The sequence below is a fragment of the Neisseria sp. CCUG17229 genome (genome assembly GCF_047839235.1).
GTDB classification, from domain to species: Bacteria; Pseudomonadota; Gammaproteobacteria; order Burkholderiales; family Neisseriaceae; genus Neisseria; species Neisseria brasiliensis.
This window is the reverse complement of the sequence record NZ_CP181247.1, coordinates 1,919,535-1,937,792: the sequence shown is the minus strand read 5'-3', so window position 1 is coordinate 1,937,792 and position 18,258 is coordinate 1,919,535. Positions and strand designations below refer to the sequence as shown.

The following is an 18,258-nucleotide window of genomic DNA, read 5'->3' as shown; positions in this document are numbered from 1 at the left end:
ATGTAGTGGCTGAGTTTCCTTACTTATAGAAAGCAGGCCGTCTGAAAGAGGTTTAATGGATATTATATTGTTGTTGAAGGCCCTGATTTTGGGCATTGTCGAAGGTTTGACCGAGTTTTTACCGATTTCGAGCACGGGGCACTTGATTGTGGTCGGCGATTTGCTGAATTTCCACAGCAATGGCAAAGTGTTTGAAATCGCGATTCAATTGGGCGCAGTGTTGGCGGTGATTTTTGAATACCGCCAACGTTTCGGCAAGATTATTCGCGGTATCGGCAAAGAGCGCACGGCGAATCGTTTTGTATTGAATCTGGCGGTGGCATTTGTGCCGGCGGCGGTGGTCGGTTTGCTGTTTAGCAAACAGATTAAGCTGTATTTATTCAACCCGATTACCGTCGCGATGATGCTGGTGTTGGGTGGTTTCTTTATTTTGTGGGTGGAAAAACGTCAACAAAATCGGGTGCCGAAAGTGGTGAATGTTGATGATATGCGCCCGATTGATGCATTTGTGGTCGGTTGTGCGCAGATTTGTGCTTTGGTACCGGGCACATCACGTTCAGGCAGTACCATCATGGGCGGTATGCTGTGGGGCTTGGAGCGCAAGGTAGCAACAGAGTTTTCATTCTTCTTGGCTGTGCCGATGATGGTTGCGGCGACGTTTTACGATATTTTCAGACATTATCAATATTTCACCCTACAAGACATCGGCTTGATTGCGGTCGGCTTTATTGCTGCGTTTTTTGCAGGTTTGCTGGCGGTGAAAGCCTTGTTGAAATTTTTGGCAACCAAAAACTATGTGCCGTTTGCTTATTACCGTATCGTTTTCGGCGGTTTGATTCTGCTGACTTGGGCGATGGGCTGGGTGCAGTGGGCTGAATAAATCAGTTTAACAAAGGCCGTTTGAAGTTCAGGCGGCCTTTGTTTTATTGCTGTTGCTAACAGCTATATCATAATTATTTAATGATAAGGAAGAGCGGGGTGTCGAAAGGGTTAATAATGATGATGGGGGATTTCGCCGTTTAAATGATAGCGGATACTGCAATACGGGCATTCAATGTCGCTGTTGGACTGAATCGGCAAAAATACGCGCGGGTGGCCGTTCCACGTTTCGTGTTTGGGGCCGGTGCAATGCAGCGGCAAATCTTGCGGTGTGATGTGGATAACAGGATTATCGGTGGTGTGTGACATGATGATTCCTTGGCAGTTTGCCGTTTATTGTACGACAGAAGCGCAGGTTTGTGCATAAGCTTTGTCGATTTGAATGCCACAAACAAAAGGCCGTCTGAAAGTATACGCTTTCAGACGGCCTTTATTCATGATGCAATAATTAGCACACTTCAACCAACCAGCCGTGTTTGTCTTCGGCCAAACCGTATTGGATGTCGGTGATGGCTTTGCGGATAGCGGTGCCACGCGCTTGGCTTTGCACGTCGATTTCTTTGCCGTTAATCACGAATGAAGTCACCGGTGAAATCACGGCGGCGGTGCCGGTCAGGATGGCTTCGGCACCGTTTTCAATCATGGTTTGCAATTCATCGACGGTGAAGTTGCGCTCGGTTACTGTGTAGCCCAAGTCTTTGGCTACAGTCAACACTGAATCGCGGGTCACGCCGTGCAGGAATTCGTCGGTCAGCGGTTTGGTCACCAATTCGTCGCCGTTGATGACGATGAAGTTGGATGCGCCGGTTTCTTGTACGTCACCGTTCGGGCAGAACAAGACTTGTGCCGCGCCGTGTTCTTCTTTTGCTTTCAACACCCAAGGCATGGCTGAGGCGTAGTTGCCGCCGCATTTCACGCGACCCATGTGCGGAGCGCAGCGGATGTGTTCGGTTTCAACCAGAATTTTCACCGGCGAACCCATTTTGAAGTAGTCGCCGACTGGCGAGGCCAAAATATACAGCAGCGCGGTTTGTGATGGTGCGCCGGCTTTGCCGATAATCGGGTCGGTGCCGATTAAAGTCGGGCGCAGGTATAAGGCGGCAGGTGCGTCAGGGATTTCATCAGCGGCACGTTTTACCAATTCAATCAAAGCGTCCAAATAAGCTTCAGTTTCCGGTTTTGGCAAATGCAGGATTTCTGCGCTTTGCTGCATGCGGGCGATGTTGGCGGTCGGGCGGAACATCACGATTTTGCCGTCGGCCTGACGGAAAGCTTTCAAACCTTCAAAACACTCGCTGCCGTAGTGCAGGGCGTGCGCACCCGCCGGAATGGTTAAATCGCTTGAAGGCTGCCATTTGACCGGCTGCCATTGGTCGTCTGTAAATTCGATTACCGGCATTTCGGCGTGAAATACGCTGCCGAATACGGCTGGAACGGGTCTGCTCATGATAGTGCCTTTCTTATTCTTAAATGGTGTCAATTCGATAGATTAAAGGCTAAACAATACGCCTGTCGATATGGTTTTGGCAAGTGGAAAAAAGCGGATTTTTCATGCAAATTTTTGGCTGCCAAGATGGCAGAAGCCGAGCAGTCGGGCAATGTGTGGAAAACGGTTTGCTAAATTGTCAGCAATTAATGGTGAATAAAGGCCGAGACCTTTGCAAAATTTCGTGACTACCAATAAAAACCAAAGCCGTCGTCATTCCCGCGCAGGCGGGAATCCATCTTAGTGCTTAAGAAACCTTTTTATTCAATAGGTTTCTTGGATTGCAAATGGATTCCCGCCTGCGCGGGAATGACGGCGGTTATGTATGTTCTGGTATTCGGATGAGTTTTGCAAAAGTTGTAGGCCGTCTGTAAAGTACAGATGACGAACCTTTCTGCATTGTGCCGTTCTATCCTAAACCGAATAAATCGTTTAAACTTACACAGGATAATTTTCAGACGGCCTCATCCACTTAGGCCGCATGAACGGAGACTTATAATGAAGATTGTTTACTTAATTATTAAAATTTTGATTTTGCTGGTGTTCTTGCTACTGGCGGTGAGCAATACCCAAGTGGTGTCGTTTTTCTACTTGCCGGGGCAGAGTGTAGAAGTGCCGCTGATTGTGGTGTTGTTCGGCGCATTTGTGGTGGGCATTGTGTTCGGTATGTTTGCACTGTTTGGCCGTTTGCTCAGTTTGCGCAGTGAAGCCAACCGCCTGCGTGCCGAAGTGAAAAAACATGGCCGCATGACTGAGCAAGATATTCAAAAAGCCACGCCGACTGTGCCGACGACCACAACCACACCGACCACAACCGACCTGATGCAGAAATAAGGATACGCATGGATAACGAATTATGGGTCATTTTGCTGCCGATTATCCTGTTGCCGGTTTTTTTTGCGATGGGCTGGTTTGCCGCGCGCGTGGATATGAAAACGGTATTGAAACAGGCGAAAAGCATTCCGAGCGGTTTTTATAAAAGCTTGGATGCGCTGGTTGACCGCAACAATGGCCGCGCCGCCCGTGAATTGGCCGAAGTGGTTGATCAGCAGCCGCAGTCTTACGACTTGAACCTGACCTTGGGCAAACTCTACCGCCAGCGCGGCGAGAACGACAAGGCCATCACTATGCACCAAGCCTTGCTTGAATCACCTGATACGGTCAACGAAAAGCGCGAACGCGTGTTGTTTGAATTGGCGCAAAACTACCAAAGCGCCGGTTTGGTTGACCGCGCCGAGCAAATCTTCATCGGTTTGCTTGAAGGTGACATGGCACGTGAAGCCCGTCACCATCTGATGAGCATTTACCAGCAAGACCGCGATTGGGCGAAAGCCATCGAAATGGCGCAATTGTTGAGCCACAACGAGCAGACCTATCAATTTGAGATTGCACAGTTTTATTGCGAAATCGCCCATGGTGCGCTGTTTAAATCCAATTTTGATGTGGCGCGCTATAACGTGCAAAAAGCCTTGGAAGCGAATAAAAAATGTACCCGCGCCAACATGATTTTGGGCGACATCGAAGCCAAGCAGGGCAACTTTGCCGCTGCGGTGGAAGCCTACGGCGCGATTGAGCAGCAAAACCACTCATATTTGAGCATGGTCGGCGAGAAGATGTATGAAGCCTATGCCGCGCAAGGCCAGCAAGAAGAAGGCTTAAACCGCTTAATCGGCTACATGAAAACCTTCCCTGATTTGGACTTGATCAATGTTATCTATGAAAAAGCCTTGTTGCTCAAAGGCGAAGCGGAAGCCGCGGCATTGGCCGTCGAATTGGTGCGCCAAAAACCGGATCTAAACGGCGTGTACCGTTTGCTCGGTTTGAAGTTGAGCGATATGCCGACCGAATGGAAAGGCGATGCCGATATGATGCGCGCCGTGGTTGGTCGTCAATTGCAAAAAAGCGTGATGTACCGCTGTCGCAATTGTCATTTCAAATCGCAGGTGTTTTTCTGGCATTGTCCGGCGTGTAACAAATGGGAAACCTTCACGCCAAACCGTATTGAAGTGTAAGTGTTTAAATGAGAAAGGCCGTCTGAAAAATATTTTTTCAGACGGCCTTTTGATATGAAGGGCTTTACACGGCCACCGCCGCTTTAATATGCGGATGCGGATCGTAATCCACCAATTCAAAATCTTCAAAGGTGAATGCAAACAAATCTTTCACATCCGGATTAATGTTCATGGTTGGGAGCGGACGCGTGTCGCGGCTCAGTTGCAGTTCGGCTTGTTCAAAGTGGTTGCTGTAAAGGTGGGCATCGCCGAAAGTATGGATAAATTCGCCTGCTTCCAAGTCGCACACCTGCGCCACCATCATGGTCAGCAAGGCATAGCTGGCGATGTTGAACGGCACGCCCAAGAAAATATCGGCGCTGCGTTGGTAGAGCTGGCAGGAAAGCTTGCCGTCGGCCACATAAAATTGAAACAGCGCATGGCAGGGCGGTAAGGCCATTTCATCGACCAAAGCCGGATTCCATGCCGAAACGATTAAGCGGCGGCTGTCGGGATTTTTTTTGATTTGTTCCACCACATTAGCGATTTGGTCGATGTGACGGCCATCGGGTGCCGGCCAGCTGCGCCATTGGTAGCCGTAAACCGGGCCTAAGTCGCCGTTTTCATCGGCCCATTCGTCCCAAATCGACACATTATTGTCTTTAAGGTATTGGATGTTGGTGTCGCCTTTGAGAAACCACAGCAATTCATGAATGATGGAGCGCAGGTGCAGCTTTTTGGTGGTCAAAAGCGGAAAGCCTTGGCTTAAATCGAAGCGCATTTGGTGGCCGAACACAGAGCGCGTGCCGGTGCCGGTGCGGTCGGATTTGTCGGTACCTTGTTCGAGAACACGGCGCATGAGGTCGTGATAGGCTTTCATGAGGATTCCTTATGTTTGAATGGCTGTCATTTTAGCATTTCAGACGGCCTGCTGCATGGGAATTGAATTGACTCGTTAAATAGCCGATTAAATGAGATTAAATCACAGACAAAACGCATCAAATTGTTGACAAAATTTTGCCCTGTATCAAATTTGATGGAAATTTACACAATAAATTTTTGAAAAGTAGTTTTTCAATTACAGATTATAATTTTATTTTTTATTTAAATTGTGAATAAATATTACTGATATATTTTATTTATTGATATAAAATTTTTTTAAACAAAAATTCATTCAAAATAATGTCAACAATTTTACAAAAAAATACTTGGCAGCGAAAAAAAATAAGGTTATATTTCACTCCACAAATTTCCTACTTTTGGATGAATTCCCATCCGATCATTTTTTGGAGCGTACCATGACCGATTTAAATGCCTTGTTCGACAAACTGAAAAAGAACAACCCTAACCAAGAGCCGTTTCACCAAGCGGTAGAAGAAGTATTCGAAAGCTTGAAACCTTTCTTGAAAGACAACCCTAAATACACCCAGCAAAACCTGCTGGAGCGCATTGTTGAGCCTGAGCGTGTGGTGATGTTCCGCGTGACTTGGGTGGACGATAAAGGTGAAGTGCAAGTAAACCGCGGCTACCGTATTCAAATGAACTCTGCCATCGGCCCTTACAAAGGCGGTTTGCGTTTCCACCCGACTGTTGACTTGGGCGTGTTGAAATTCTTGGCTTTTGAGCAAGTATTCAAAAATGCCTTGACCACCTTGCCGATGGGCGGTGGTAAAGGTGGTTCGGATTTCGATCCTAAAGGCAAATCTGACGCTGAAGTGATGCGCTTCTGCCAAGCCTTTATGACTGAGCTCTACCGCCACATCGGCCCGAACACTGACGTACCAGCCGGCGACATCGGCGTGGGCGGCCGCGAAATCGGTTTCTTGTATGGCCAATACAAAAAAATCCGCAACGAATTCGCTTCTGTGTTGACCGGTAAAGGCCTGACTTGGGGCGGTAGCTTGATTCGCCCAGAAGCCACCGGCTACGGCTGCGTATATTTCGCACAATTCATGCTGGAAGCCAACAACGACAGCATGAAAGACAAAACCGTATTGATTTCCGGTTCAGGCAACGTTGCGCAATATGCGGCTGAAAAATCGATTCAATTGGGTGCGAAAGTGCTGACTGTTTCTGATTCTAACGGTTTCGTTCAATTTGCCGACAGTGGTATGACTGAAGCGCAATTGGCTGCCTTGATCGAATTGAAAGAAGTGCGCCGCGAGCGTTTGTCTGTGTACGCCAAAGAACAAGGCCTACAATACTTCGAAGGTCAAAAACCTTGGGGTGTGGCTGCCGATGTGGCCTTGCCTTGCGCGACCCAAAACGAATTGGACGAAGAAGCAGCCAAAACCTTGCTGGCCAACGGCTGTAAAGTGGTTGCCGAAGGTGCCAACATGCCGTCAACTCTGGGTGCAGTAAAACAATTCTTGGATGCCAAAATCCTGTACGCACCAGGTAAAGCATCGAACGCCGGTGGTGTAGCGACTTCTGGTTTGGAAATGAGCCAAAACGCCATCCGCTTGTGCTGGACTCGTGAAGAAGTGGACAAAAACCTGTTCAACATCATGAAAGACATCCACGAAAACTGCGTGAAATACGGCAAACGTGAAGACGGTAGCGTAAACTACGTTGACGGCGCGAACATCGCCGGTTTCGTGAAAGTGGCTGACGCGATGTTGGCACAAGGTATCTAATCGTTTTGTGATGTAAAGTCGTAAAATGAATCAAAGGCCGTCTGAAATTTCAGACGGCCTTTGTTTTGATTACTATATTTTGATCACTCAATCTTCGATAACGGCAAACTTATCCCAATTGGCCTGCACGTAAGCCACAGCGGCGGCCATGTCTTCATCGGCGGTTTCGTAGTATTCGCCATCGAGTTCTTCAAAATCGGTAAACTTGGCGCGGATGTCGTCTAATGGGGTATCCGCTTCGGCCAGTTGCTCGATTTCTTCGCCGTATTTCGCATACAGCGCTTTGGCTTTGTCTAAGATTTTCGGTGTCGGTTTAATCCGCCAGCGGCGCAGGCTGTCGGCGACGGGATTGAGAAAAATGTATTCGCCGTAACCTGCCGCGATGAGTTGCACAAATCCGCCTTCCTGTACTTGGCTGTCGAGATAGCAATAGGCGGTTAAGGTGTGCTGCTCGTCGTTTAAAGAAGCCATGTCTTCATCACCGTTTTGCGCGGTGTGGTCGAGATAGGCTGCGCTTAAGGTGTAGAGAAACTCGGCGGGGTCGTTGGGATTGAGTTCGTCGCGTTGGAATAAAGTGGTCATGTCAGGCCGTCTGAAAAAATGGGAATGAGCACATTATAAGGAAAACAGGCAGAGCTGGGGAATAGGGATAATGGTTCAGATGGCCTGATTTAGCCGCCCCCATAAATATAGTCTTTTAAAATAGAAACAATACAGCGTTGCCAGCTCCCTTATGTACTCGGTGTACACGGCGGTCGCTGTCGCCTTGTCTTGTTTCTATTTTAAACGACTATGTGTTATTGTGAAGCTACCATAATAAAGGAAATCATCATGCACACACTTCCCCTGAAAGCAGCGCGTTTTGCCACGCTGCCCAACACGTTTTACAGCACGGTCAAACCCGAGCCGTTGAATCAGCCGTATTGGATTGCGGTAAACGAAACCTTGTTGAATGAATTAAACATGCCGTCTGAAAGTTTTCAGACGGCCTCAAACCTTGCTTATCTTGCCGGCAGCGCGGCGGAATATCAGCCGCAGCCCATTGCAACGGTGTACAGCGGCCATCAGTTCGGCGGCTACACACCGCGTTTGGGCGATGGGCGCGCTTTGCTGCTGGGTGAAACACTGGACGAGCATGGCAAGGCATGGGAATGGCAGTTGAAAGGCGCGGGCAAAACGCCGTATTCACGTTTTGCCGACGGTAGGGCGGTGTTGCGTTCAAGCGTGCGCGAATATTTGTGTTCCGAAGCCATGCACGGTCTGAAGATTCCGACCACGCGCGCCTTGGCTTTGGTCGGCAGTGATGACGAAGTGTACCGCGAAACAGTAGAAACCGCCGCGGTGGTCACCCGCATTGCACCGAGTTTTATCCGCTTCGGCCACTTTGAATATTTTTTCTACACTGGCCGCGAAGCAGAGCTGAAAACGCTGGCTGATTTTGTGATAGACCATGATTACCCCGAATGCCGCGAAGCCGACAATCCTTATCTGGCCATGCTGCAAGCGGTGGCCGAGCGAACTGCCGAAACCGTTGCCGCGTGGCAGAGCGTTGGCTTTTGCCATGGCGTGATGAATACCGACAATATGTCGATACTCGGTCTGACCATCGATTACGGCCCGTTTGGTTTTATGGAAGGCTACGACCGCCGGCACGTCTGCAACCATTCCGACCACGAAGGCCGCTATGCCTATCACGCCCAGCCTTATATCGCGCATTGGAATCTGGCGGCGTTGGCTAATTGCTTTGAATCGTTGGTGCCGGAAAATGAACTCAACGATTTATTGGAACAATGGCCGGACACCTTTCAGACGGCCTATCTCAAACGCATGCGCCCGAAACTCGGTTTGCTGACCGAGCAGGCAGATGATGCGGAATTGATTGCCGATATGTTTGCCGCGCTGCAAGATAAAAAAGTCGATTTCACCTTGTTTTTCAGAAGATTAAGCGAGATTAGCAATGTGCATGATGACGCGTTGCCGTCTGAATTAATGGCCTTGTTTGGTGAGCAGAATCCGCAATTATTTATCCGCTGGGTCGGCCGCTACCGCCAACGCCTGCGTGCCGAAAACAACGACCATGCAGCTCGTAAATTGCGCATGGGTCAGGCTAATCCGCTGTATGTGTTGCGCAATTATCTGGCGCAACAAGCCATTGAGTTGGCCAAGCGTGGTGACTACCGCGAAATCGAACGCCTGCGCCGCTGCTTAGAAAATCCGTTTGACGAGCGGCAAGAGTTTGCCGATTTCGCCCAACCTGCGCCGGAATGGGCGGAGGGGATTGCGGTGAGTTGCTCGAGTTAAAATAACAAGGCCGAGACCTTTGCAAAACTGATGAATCATTAATAAAAACCAAAACTGCCGTCATTCCCGCGCAGGCGGGAATCCATTTTTCAGCATGATAAGCTATTGGATAAAATAGGTTTCTTAAATTTTGAGATGGATTCCCGCCTGCGCGGGAATGACGTCGGTTTTGTATGTGCAAGCTTTTTAAAGGAGTTTTGCAAAGGTATCAGGCTTCATGTAAAAGGCCGTCTGAAACGAGTATTTTGTTTCAGACGGCCTTTTTATTCAATCACTTATCAAGCCGGTTCGGCCATTTGCAACGCTTGTTGGATGTCTACCGACACAATCCGCGATACGCCTTTTTCCTGCATGGTCACGCCGACGAGTTGTTCGGCCATTTCCATGGTGAGGCGGTTGTGCGAGATGTAGAGAAACTGCGTTTGCGCCGACATTTCTTTCACCAGATTGCAGAAGCGCGAGGTGTTGGCATCATCCAGCGGCGCATCCACTTCGTCGAGCAGACAGAATGGTGCGGGATTGAGGCTGAACAGGGCAAACACCAAGCTCATGGCGGTGAGGGCTTTTTCGCCGCCGGAGAGTAGGTGGATGGTGCTGTTTTTCTTGCCTGGCGGGCGCGCCATAATCGATACGCCGGCAGTAAGCAGGTCGTCGCCAATCATTTTCAGCACCGCTTCGCCGCCGCCGAACAGGGTCGGGAAGAAGATTTGCACTTTTTCGTTGACTGCATCGAAAGTTTCTTTGAAACGCGCTTTGGTTTTGTCGTCGATTTGGCCGATGGCTTCTTCAAGCAGGTCAATCGCGGCTTGCACGTCTTCGCTTTGGCTGCGGTAATAATCGTCGCGTTCACGCGCTTCTTCCAATTCTTGCAAGGCGGCGAGGTTGACCGCACCCAAGGCTTCGATTTGTTGCGCGAGGCTGCCGATTTGGTTGTTCAACACGTTCAGACGGCCTGCTTCTTTGGCCAAGGTTTCCAATTGTGCCAAATCGGCGTTGCGCTCGGTCAGGTTTTGGTGAAAGCGTTTGGCGTTAATCAAGGCTTCCTGCTGCTGGAGCAAGGCGGTTTGCGTGGCGGCCTGAAGCTGCGGCAATTTGGCCTGCAAGGTTTGCTGGCGGGCATATTGCTCACGGCCTTGCGCTTGGGTTTGGTTTAAGGCTTCCTGCAACACGGCGTATTCTTCATCGAGCGTTTGCACGGCTTCGCTCAATTCTTCGAGCTTGATGTGTTGCTCGTCATCCTGCATTTCGCTTTCGTAGGCCAGCGCCAATTCCTGCTGGCGTTCCTGTAAATCCAAAGTCTGTTCGTCTAAGCGCGTAAGCTGCTGTTGCAGAGTGTGTTTTTGCTGTTGCAGTTTGTGTGCGGCCACTTCGGCCAAACCGTAGCGGCGATTGGCTTCGAGCAGGGCGAGCTGCGCCTGTTTCAGACGGCCTTGCTGGCTGTGGCGGTCGGCGGAAAGGCTGTGTTGCTGGTGTTCCAATTCGGCAACGGCTTCAAGCAGGGCGGCGATGTCGTCTTCGAGGCCGTCTGAAGACTGGCTCAGAATGATTTGCTCTTCTTCAAGCTGCGCCAATTCCTGCGTGATGTGCTCGCGGCGGATTTGGCCTTGGTTGGTGCGCGCCAACAATTCGGCGGCACGCTGCTGCGCTTGGTGGTATTGCTGGGTGTGTTGTTTTTGCTGTTGGGTTAGGTTTTTATGATGGTTTTCAGCAGCTTGCAACGCAGCCTGTGCTTGGTTGCGGGCTTGTTCGGCAGCGGCCAGTTGCGGCGCGGTTTGAGCAAGCTCGGCGGTGAGTTCGTCCAAACGGGCTTTCTGCGCAATCAAGTTTTCTTGCGCCGGTTTGGCATACAGCAACACACTCACCTTATCAACCTGATGGCCTTCGGGCGTGAGCCAGATTTGCTGGCCGCTCAAATCGTTTTGATGGGCAAGGGCGTAATCTAAATTTGGCGCGCACAATACGCCGTCGAGCCAATGATGCAAGGCCGTCTGAAAAGGCGGCTGGGCTTGGATTTGGTTCAACAAGGCTTGCACGGGCAGCGATTTTTTCAAGCCGCCGGTGAGTTTGTTGCTCAACCACGCAGCCGGACTGCTTGGTAAAGGCGAAGGCGGGCTGAAAGTATCAGGTACGGCACGCGCATGTAGGCGTTCGGCCAATATCACGCTCAAGGCATGCTGCCATTCGGCCGGTGCGCTGATGTGTTGCCACAATTGCGGTGCGGTGTCGTGCGCAGTAGCTTGCCAAAAGTCAGCGGCTTCCTGCGTTTGCGCCAATAATTGCGACAAAGCCTGCTGCTGGGCTTGCAGGGTGATGTGTTGCTGTTGCAGGTTTTGGCAATGATTCGAGGCCGTCTGAAAACTGTCGCGCAGAGTGGTTAATTGTTCTTCGGCGGCCAGGATTTGTTCTTCGTAATGTTCTTGCTGGCTTTGCAATAAGGTGGCTTGCTCTTGCGCGGCGGTGGTTTCGCTGTCGTCGGGCAGGTTTAAGGCTTGGCTTTCCTGCTTCAGACGGCCTTTGCGTGTTTCATGCTGCTGAACGGTTTGTTTGGTGTGGGCAAGCTGTTGCTGCTTCAGAGCCAATTCGCGTTTGATGCGGCCGGTTTCATCTTGCTGGGTTTGATAGGCGGCATTAAGCGAGGCTTGGGCTTCTTCCAATTCGGGCAGTTGGGCTTCGTGTTCGGCCACTTGCATGGCGAGTTCGGCCAGCTCGATTTGTTTTTCTTCGTTTTGAATGTCGGTGTCGTCAAGCTGGGCGCGGATTTGCTGCTGCTCTTGATGGATGCGCTGCAATTGTGCTTGCGCGGCTTGGCGGTCGCGTTCGATGCGCTGGCTCAGGCTGCGTTGGTGGCGCATTTGTTCTTCCAAACGGGCAATCTGCTCGCGCAATACGCCGCGGCGGTTGCTCAAATCATGCACACTTTGTTGCTGTGCTTGTTCGGCAGCTTGCAGGGCGTGTACTTCGTCCATCAGGGTTTGGATTTGCGCGGCAGTTTCGTCTTGCTGCGCTTGCAGTGATTGGTGTTGTGCGGTGGCTTTGTCGGCGGTGGCCAGCGATTGCTGCCATTGGGTGTAGTCGAGCAAATCCTGCTGCTGGTTGAGTTGGGCGGTGAGGGCTTTGTAGCGCTCGGCGGTTTCGGCCTGTTTTTCCAGCTTTTCAACCTGACGCGCCAATTCGTTTTGTAAGTCGCTCAAGCGCTGCAAATGTTCGCGCGTGTCTTTCAGACGGCCCTCGGTTTCTTTGCGGCGTTCTTTATATTTGGATACGCCGGCCGCTTCTTCGATATAAGCACGCAATTCTTCCGGCCGCGCTTCGATGATGCGTGAAATCATACCTTGTTCAATCACGGCATAACCGCGCGCGCCCACGCCGGTGCCTAAGAATAAATCGGTAATGTCGCGGCGGCGCACCACTTGGTTGTTGATGTAGTAAGTCGAATCGCCTTGGCGGGTAAGCTGGCGTTTGATGCTGACTTCGGCATATTGCCCCCACGCGCCTTGTAGGGCGTGGTCGCTGTTGTCAAACACCAATTCCACAGAAGCGCGCGGCGCAGGGCGGCGGGTGGCTGCGCCGTTGAAAATCACGTCTTGCATGCTTTCGCCGCGCAATTGTTTGGCCGATGCCTCACCCAATACCCAGCGCACGGCATCAATCACATTCGATTTGCCGCAGCCGTTGGGACCAATCACGGCAACCAGCTGCCCCGGAACGTGAATGGTGGTCGGGTCGGTAAAGGATTTAAAGCCGGAGAGTTTGATATGGGTCAGGCGCATGATTTTTGGAATAAGAAATAGATAAAAATAGTATTTTAATAGAAATTGACCGTTAACCGTAAAAAGCCGTCTGAAAACATGAATGATTTGTTCAGACGGCTTTGCTAATATTTATTTAAACCATTTCCGCAATGCCGGAATGCGTGACAACAGTAGAAAATCTAGCACTGCAATCACCAAAATGGCGATGATGGCGGTCGGGAAGAGCAGTGCCACCAGCAGAAGTGGTAAAGCCATTGCCCACCACACTGGTAACTCTGCCTTGCTTGACGGCGGATTCAAGCCGACGGCGTGGCTTGGGCGACGCTTCCACCACATCACAAAGCCGCTGACACACATCAAAATCACCGCCAAACAAAATGCCACATTGGCCGCGACACTCCACCAGCCCAATGTGCCCATGTGCAGCGCGATGCTGACGGCCATGAATTTGCCGAATGCGTTGTAGTCATCGTAGCGGATATCGGCCAACTGCTTGCCGCTGTATTGGTCGAGATGCACGGTGCGGTCGATAAACGGGCTGTTGGCATCGTAGCTCATCGAATCTTGCGACAGCGTCCACACGCCTGTTTCGCCTTGTGGCAGATTCAATTGATAGCGGCCTTGAAAACCGATTTCGCGTGCGTAGCGGTCAACCGTTTCCAGCGTCATCGGTTCGTCGGGGTGAATGCCGTCTGTGCCTAAAGTGGTGCCCGATTGCGGCATGGGTGTTAGTTCCAATACCCACGGCACTTCTTTGGTTTTACCGTCATTTAATAACTCGCCGTAAGTCACGACATCAGATTCGGGATTGGGTGCCACGCCCCATTTGCCTGCCGGGAACTGGCTCCAAGCTTGCACCGCCTTACCACCCCAAATGCCCGCCCATGCAATGCCCGATAAGCAGAACAACAATAAAATCAGCGAAATCCATGCACCGACTGCGCCGTGAAGGTCACGCCAAGCCGAGCGGCCGGAAGTGATTGTCGGCAACAGCATATTTTTCAGACTGCCTTGTTTGCGCCACCATAAATAAATGCCAGTGATAATCAGCAAAATGGTTAACGATGCCGCGGTTTCCAATAAATAATCGCCAAACGTGCCGAGCAAAATATCGCTGTGGATTTCATCCATCAAATGATACCAATCCTGATTGCGCGGAAACACTTTTACTGCCTGCGCTGTGTAAGGATCAATCGCCACCATCATGGCCTTGCCGTCGTCGTTGACCCGAAATACTGCCACCATATCGTCGGTGCGCGGGGCAATGTATTGCACCACCGACGCGGTTTCCGACTGCAACGCACCGCGCGCCGCTTCGGCCTGTACCGACAAAGGTTGCACCACGGCTTGCGGGGTCACATGAATCCGTTCGCCTTCACGACCGCTGATGTTGGCAAACAACAGCATGGCCAAACCGGTAGCGGCCAGTAAGATTAAAAAAGGAGCGACAAAAAAGCCAGCATAAAAATGCCAACGCCACACAGTGAGATAACGGCGGTTGGCTTGTTGCACCATATCCGGCGCGGTAGGGGTAGGATTCATGTGTTTTTCCGCTTTTATTAAAAGCAGGCTATTATAGTGATAGACGTATTTTAAATAAATACAATTTTCATAAAAATGGGAATGAATCTGATATAAGGCAAATTTATCCGTAAATATGGCTATATTCTGCTGAGTTTAGAATATATATTCTTATTTTCAAATAAAGTTTATTTTAGAGTTGGTATTTCATATTTTATCTATGACGCCGTCTAAAAATAAACCGTCAATCATTGTTCAGACGGCCTTATAATCCATCATCATCTTTTATCTGCTTGAGCTTGTGCCATGTTTTACCTTTATCAGTCCAACCGTCTCGAATCGCTCGCCGCTTTGTTTAGCCGCATTCAGCAGCTTCAGCCCTTGAAACACGCGTTGACGGCGGAAGAAATTATCGTGCAAAGCCAAGGCATGCGCCGTTATTTGAGCAGCTATTTGGCGAAAGAACTGGGCGTGGCGGCGAACCTGAAATTCAGTCTGCCGGCCGGTTTGACATGGCGCTTGATGCGCGAGCTGATTCCCAACGTGCCTGCGCTCAGCCCGTTTTCCCCCGAAGTGATGCGCTGGCGGCTGTTGGCATTGTTCCGCAGCGAAGCGTTTCAGACGGCGTCAGAATTTGAAATTGTGCGTAACAAGCTGCAAAGCTATTTACGCAGCGGCGAATCGGCGGATTATCATTTGGCCGGACAATTGGCCGATATTTTTGACCAATATTTGGTGTACCGTCCGCAATGGATTGATGCATGGCAGGAAGGCAAGCTGCTGGATTTGGGCGAAGATGAAATCTGGCAGGCGCAATTGTGGCGTTTTCTGGACGACGGCAGACAAACCGTGCCGCACCGCGTGGCCTTGTGGGAAACCTTGCTGGCCAATTTGTCGCCGCAAAACCTGCCCGAACGCTTTTTCGTGTTCGGCATTTCTACCATGGCGCCGATGTATTTGCAGCTTTTACAGGCCATTTCCGAGCATTGTGATGTGTTTGTGTTCGCGCTCAATCCGAGCGAGCAGCATTGGGGCAATGTGATTGAAGCCGCGCAGATTTTGAAAAGCGGCGACGATGTTGATTTGAGCCAAACCGGCCATCCGCTGCTGGCTTCATTGGGCAAGCAGGGGCGTGATTTCTTTGATTTTCTGTCGGAAATTGAGATGGAAACACCGGTGTACGAAACGGAAAGCAGCGGCGGAGCGACCTTGCTGCACCGTTTGCAAAACGACATTCAAACCTTGTCGCTGCCGTCTGAAAACGATGTCGGGCAGGGCGATGCGCTGCTTTCAGACGGCTCTGTCCGCGTGGTGTCGGCACACAGCCCTTTGCGCGAGCTGCAAATTTTGAAAGACCAACTGCTGCACATTCTGCACGAACATCCCGACTGGCAGCCGCACGACATCGCTGTGTTGACCCCGAATATCGAGCCGTATAGCCCGTTTATCGAAGCCGTGTTCGGCCGTGCGGCAGATGGCACGCAAGCCTTGCCGTATTCGATTTCCGATGTGAAACTCAGCCGCCGCCAGCCACTTTTTTACGCCTTGGAACAAGTATTGGCCTTGCTGGAAAGCCGCTTTGAAGTGGATAAAGTGCTGCCGTTGCTCGATAGCCATTTGGTGCAAAACCGCTTTGAAATCAGCAAAGACGATTTGCCGCTGCTGCACGACACCATCGCCGAACTCAACGTGCATTGGGGTTTGGATGGCAAGATGCGCGGCGCAGCGGATGATTTGTTTACCTGGCAGCAGGCTTTGTCGCGCTTGGTGCTGGGCTGGATGCTGCCTGAAGGCGGCGACGGTATGTGGCAAAACGTCAGTGCGTGGCACGGCGATGTCAACCAATTGGCTGTGTTCAGCCGCTTCACCGCCTTTATGCAGACCTTGGCCGACACCGCGCAAACATGGCAAACCGCCGCCACAGTGGATGAATGGATTGAACGCGTGCGCCAATTGCACGATGGCTTATTTGCCTTGGGCGACGACGACCAATATGCCGCGCAGCAATTCGAGCAAGCCTTGGTGAAATGGCAGCAAGAAGTGGCATTGTCAGGATTTTCAGACGGCATGTTGCCGCAGCACACCGTTATCCGCCACATCAGCCGCTTTTTGAGCAGCGAAAGCCAAGCCGGATTTTTGCGCGGCGGCATGACCTTTTGCAGCATGGTGCCGATGCGCAGCCTGCCGTTTAAAGTATTGTGTTTATTGGGTTTGAACGACGGCGATTTCCCGCGCAACACCAAGCCGACCGTGTTTGACCTGATTGCCAAACACCCGAAAAAAGGCGACCGCGCCCGCCGTGATGACGACCGCTATCTGTTTCTCGAAGCCATCATCAGCGCGCGAGAGATTCTGTATTTGTCGTATGTCGGCCGCAGCATCGTCAACGATGCCGAGCTGGCACCTTCGGCCTTGTTGAGCGAACTCATCGACACCATCGCCGAAATGACCGGAAAACGCAGCAAAGATTTGCTGGCAAACTGGGTGCGCCAACATCCGCTGCAAGCCTTTTCCACACGCTATTTCCAATTGCAAGATTCTGCCAAGCTCATCAGCACACGTCGTGATTACGCCCAAGCTCTGAATGAAGCAGCACACAGGCCGTCTGAAAAGATGACGCCGTTTTTCAAGCAACCTTTGGGCAATGAAGACGAACTGCCGAGCATCGTCACGCAAAACGAATTTATCGGCTTTTGGAAAAATCCGGTCAAAGCATGGCTGCGCCATACCTTGGGCTGGCGTGAACCCTATCGCGATGAAGCATGGGAATCGGCCGAGCCGTTCGAGCCGGAGCAGGGTGAAAAAATCGCCGACGCGTATCTGGAAGCGCGCCGACAGCGGCAGGATTTTGCTGCCGTCGAAACCAAGCTTAACGCCGAAAGCCTGTTGCCTACCGGTGAACTGGGCAGCTTGTGGCAGCAGCGTTTCCAAGCCGCCGCCAAACAGCTCGACCAAGATTTGCTCGAAAGCCCGAAAGTACCGCCGGTGGCCTATGAGTTGGCGTTCGGTCAGCAAACCCTAAGCGGCAGCCTGAACCATGTGTATCAATGCGGCCAAATCCTGTTCCGCAACAAAAAGCTCAACGCCCCCGAGCGCATTGCCTTGCTGTTGGAGCATGTGTTGTTCAATGCCGTGAGGCCGTCTGAAAGCGAAAGCGGCCAGAGCTATTTTGTGTCGAACGACGAAACCGTGGTTTATCCCGAAATCGACCGCCAAACCGCCCATGACATCCTGCAAACATGGCTTACATACTACAACATCGGCCAACATCGCCCCTTGCCGTTTTTCGCCAAAACCAGCTTGGCCGCTGCCGAAGCCTACCTGAAAAAACAAGAATGGGAAGCCGCACAATCTGCTGCCATCGGTGCATATTTTGGTAACAAAGTAAGCCCGGGGCAGGGCAGCTATACCGAAGTGGCTTTGGTATTCGGCCACGATGATGAATCGCCGCTGGATACGCCCTTGTTTGAAAATCTGATTATTGAAATGTTGGTGCCGCTGCTGATTGCGGTTTCAACATCGAAAGAAGCATAAGTAGACATGAGGCCGTCTGAAAGATGAAATCGGTTTTCAGACGGCCTGTGAGCTTCAGAAGTCTTATGAATCAATAGCAACACAAACGGCTGTCATTCCCGCGCAGGCGGGAATCCATCGTGGCATTTAAGAAGCCTATTTTTATTCAATAGTTTGCT

12 protein-coding genes are annotated in these 18,258 nt (G+C 51.0%); 6 read left to right on the top strand and 6 right to left on the bottom strand.

Annotated elements, in window-relative coordinates:
* The first annotated feature begins 55 nt into the window (after positions 1–55).
* Complete coding sequence (locus ACM67B_RS09220; RefSeq protein WP_416189366.1) at positions 56–880, top strand: undecaprenyl-diphosphate phosphatase; 825 nt, start codon at positions 56–58, stop codon at positions 878–880.
* A 110-nt stretch (positions 881–990) separates the two neighbouring features.
* On the opposite strand, the gene ACM67B_RS09215 is transcribed toward ACM67B_RS09220, so the two are convergent.
* Both ACM67B_RS09215 and ilvE read right to left on the bottom strand, forming a co-directional pair.
* Positions 991–1,188, bottom strand: a complete 198-nt coding sequence (locus ACM67B_RS09215) for a zinc-finger domain-containing protein (protein WP_416189365.1) — start codon at positions 1,186–1,188, stop codon at positions 991–993.
* 139 nt (positions 1,189–1,327) lie between these two features.
* Entirely contained in the window at positions 1,328–2,326 is a 999-nt protein-coding gene (gene ilvE / locus ACM67B_RS09210; protein ID WP_416189364.1) for a branched-chain-amino-acid transaminase, read from the bottom strand.
* Positions 2,327–2,863: 537 nt separating this feature from the next.
* Between ilvE and ACM67B_RS09205 the strand changes: the two genes are divergently transcribed.
* Together ACM67B_RS09205 and lapB are read left to right on the top strand one after the other, a co-directional pair.
* On the top strand, positions 2,864–3,199 hold the full coding sequence (locus tag ACM67B_RS09205) for a LapA family protein (RefSeq protein WP_416189363.1): 336 nt from the start codon (positions 2,864–2,866) through the stop codon (positions 3,197–3,199).
* Positions 3,200–3,207: 8 nt separating this feature from the next.
* A complete protein-coding gene (gene lapB, locus ACM67B_RS09200) occupies positions 3,208–4,377 on the top strand; it encodes a lipopolysaccharide assembly protein LapB (RefSeq protein ID WP_416189362.1) in 1,170 nt (389 codons plus the stop codon).
* A gap of 64 nt (positions 4,378–4,441) precedes the next feature.
* Here the strand turns inward: lapB and ACM67B_RS09195 are convergent, their stop codons facing one another.
* The gene (locus tag ACM67B_RS09195; protein ID WP_416189361.1) at positions 4,442–5,236 is read right to left on the bottom strand and encodes a thymidylate synthase; all 795 of its coding nucleotides are present in this window, start codon (positions 5,234–5,236) and stop codon (positions 4,442–4,444) included.
* A 418-nt stretch (positions 5,237–5,654) separates the two neighbouring features.
* Here ACM67B_RS09195 and gdhA point away from each other — a divergent pair, with 418 nt between their 5' ends.
* Positions 5,655–6,992 (top strand): NADP-specific glutamate dehydrogenase, encoded by a 1,338-nt coding sequence (gene gdhA, locus ACM67B_RS09190; RefSeq protein WP_095503787.1) that lies wholly within the window; start codon positions 5,655–5,657, stop codon positions 6,990–6,992.
* 87 nt (positions 6,993–7,079) lie between these two features.
* Here the strand turns inward: gdhA and ACM67B_RS09185 are convergent, their stop codons facing one another.
* Positions 7,080–7,574: a DMP19 family protein gene (locus tag ACM67B_RS09185; protein WP_416189360.1), complete on the bottom strand. Its 495-nt coding sequence runs from the start codon at positions 7,572–7,574 to the stop codon at positions 7,080–7,082.
* Positions 7,575–7,823: 249 nt separating this feature from the next.
* Here ACM67B_RS09185 and ACM67B_RS09180 point away from each other — a divergent pair, with 249 nt between their 5' ends.
* Positions 7,824–9,293, top strand: a complete 1,470-nt coding sequence (locus ACM67B_RS09180; protein ID WP_416189359.1) for a protein adenylyltransferase SelO — start codon at positions 7,824–7,826, stop codon at positions 9,291–9,293.
* A 278-nt stretch (positions 9,294–9,571) separates the two neighbouring features.
* Here the strand turns inward: ACM67B_RS09180 and smc are convergent, their stop codons facing one another.
* A complete protein-coding gene (gene smc / locus ACM67B_RS09175; RefSeq protein ID WP_416189358.1) occupies positions 9,572–13,063 on the bottom strand; it encodes a chromosome segregation protein SMC in 3,492 nt (1,163 codons plus the stop codon).
* Between the two features lie 111 nt (positions 13,064–13,174).
* Complete coding sequence (locus ACM67B_RS09170) at positions 13,175–14,587, bottom strand: PepSY-associated TM helix domain-containing protein (protein WP_416189357.1); 1,413 nt, start codon at positions 14,585–14,587, stop codon at positions 13,175–13,177.
* Between the two features lie 285 nt (positions 14,588–14,872).
* Here ACM67B_RS09170 and recC point away from each other — a divergent pair, with 285 nt between their 5' ends.
* Positions 14,873–18,100, top strand: a complete 3,228-nt coding sequence (gene recC, locus ACM67B_RS09165; protein WP_416189356.1) for an exodeoxyribonuclease V subunit gamma — start codon at positions 14,873–14,875, stop codon at positions 18,098–18,100.
* Positions 18,101–18,258 lie beyond the last annotated feature (158 nt).

What these genes read in the sequence shown, in the direction of transcription:
- ACM67B_RS09220 (WP_416189366.1), top strand. Translation starts at nt 56, where the DNA reads ATGGATATTATATTGTTGTTGAAGGCCCTGATTTTGGGCATTGTCGAA.
- ACM67B_RS09215 (WP_416189365.1), bottom strand. Translation starts at nt 1,188, where the DNA reads ATGTCACACACCACCGATAATCCTGTTATCCACATCACACCGCAAGAT.
- ilvE (WP_416189364.1), bottom strand. Translation starts at nt 2,326, where the DNA reads ATGAGCAGACCCGTTCCAGCCGTATTCGGCAGCGTATTTCACGCCGAA.
- ACM67B_RS09205 (WP_416189363.1), top strand. Translation starts at nt 2,864, where the DNA reads ATGAAGATTGTTTACTTAATTATTAAAATTTTGATTTTGCTGGTGTTC.
- lapB (WP_416189362.1), top strand. Translation starts at nt 3,208, where the DNA reads ATGGATAACGAATTATGGGTCATTTTGCTGCCGATTATCCTGTTGCCG.
- ACM67B_RS09195 (WP_416189361.1), bottom strand. Translation starts at nt 5,236, where the DNA reads ATGAAAGCCTATCACGACCTCATGCGCCGTGTTCTCGAACAAGGTACC.
- gdhA (WP_095503787.1), top strand. Translation starts at nt 5,655, where the DNA reads ATGACCGATTTAAATGCCTTGTTCGACAAACTGAAAAAGAACAACCCT.
- ACM67B_RS09185 (WP_416189360.1), bottom strand. Translation starts at nt 7,574, where the DNA reads ATGACCACTTTATTCCAACGCGACGAACTCAATCCCAACGACCCCGCC.
- ACM67B_RS09180 (WP_416189359.1), top strand. Translation starts at nt 7,824, where the DNA reads ATGCACACACTTCCCCTGAAAGCAGCGCGTTTTGCCACGCTGCCCAAC.
- smc (WP_416189358.1), bottom strand. Translation starts at nt 13,063, where the DNA reads ATGCGCCTGACCCATATCAAACTCTCCGGCTTTAAATCCTTTACCGAC.
- ACM67B_RS09170 (WP_416189357.1), bottom strand. Translation starts at nt 14,587, where the DNA reads ATGAATCCTACCCCTACCGCGCCGGATATGGTGCAACAAGCCAACCGC.
- recC (WP_416189356.1), top strand. Translation starts at nt 14,873, where the DNA reads ATGTTTTACCTTTATCAGTCCAACCGTCTCGAATCGCTCGCCGCTTTG.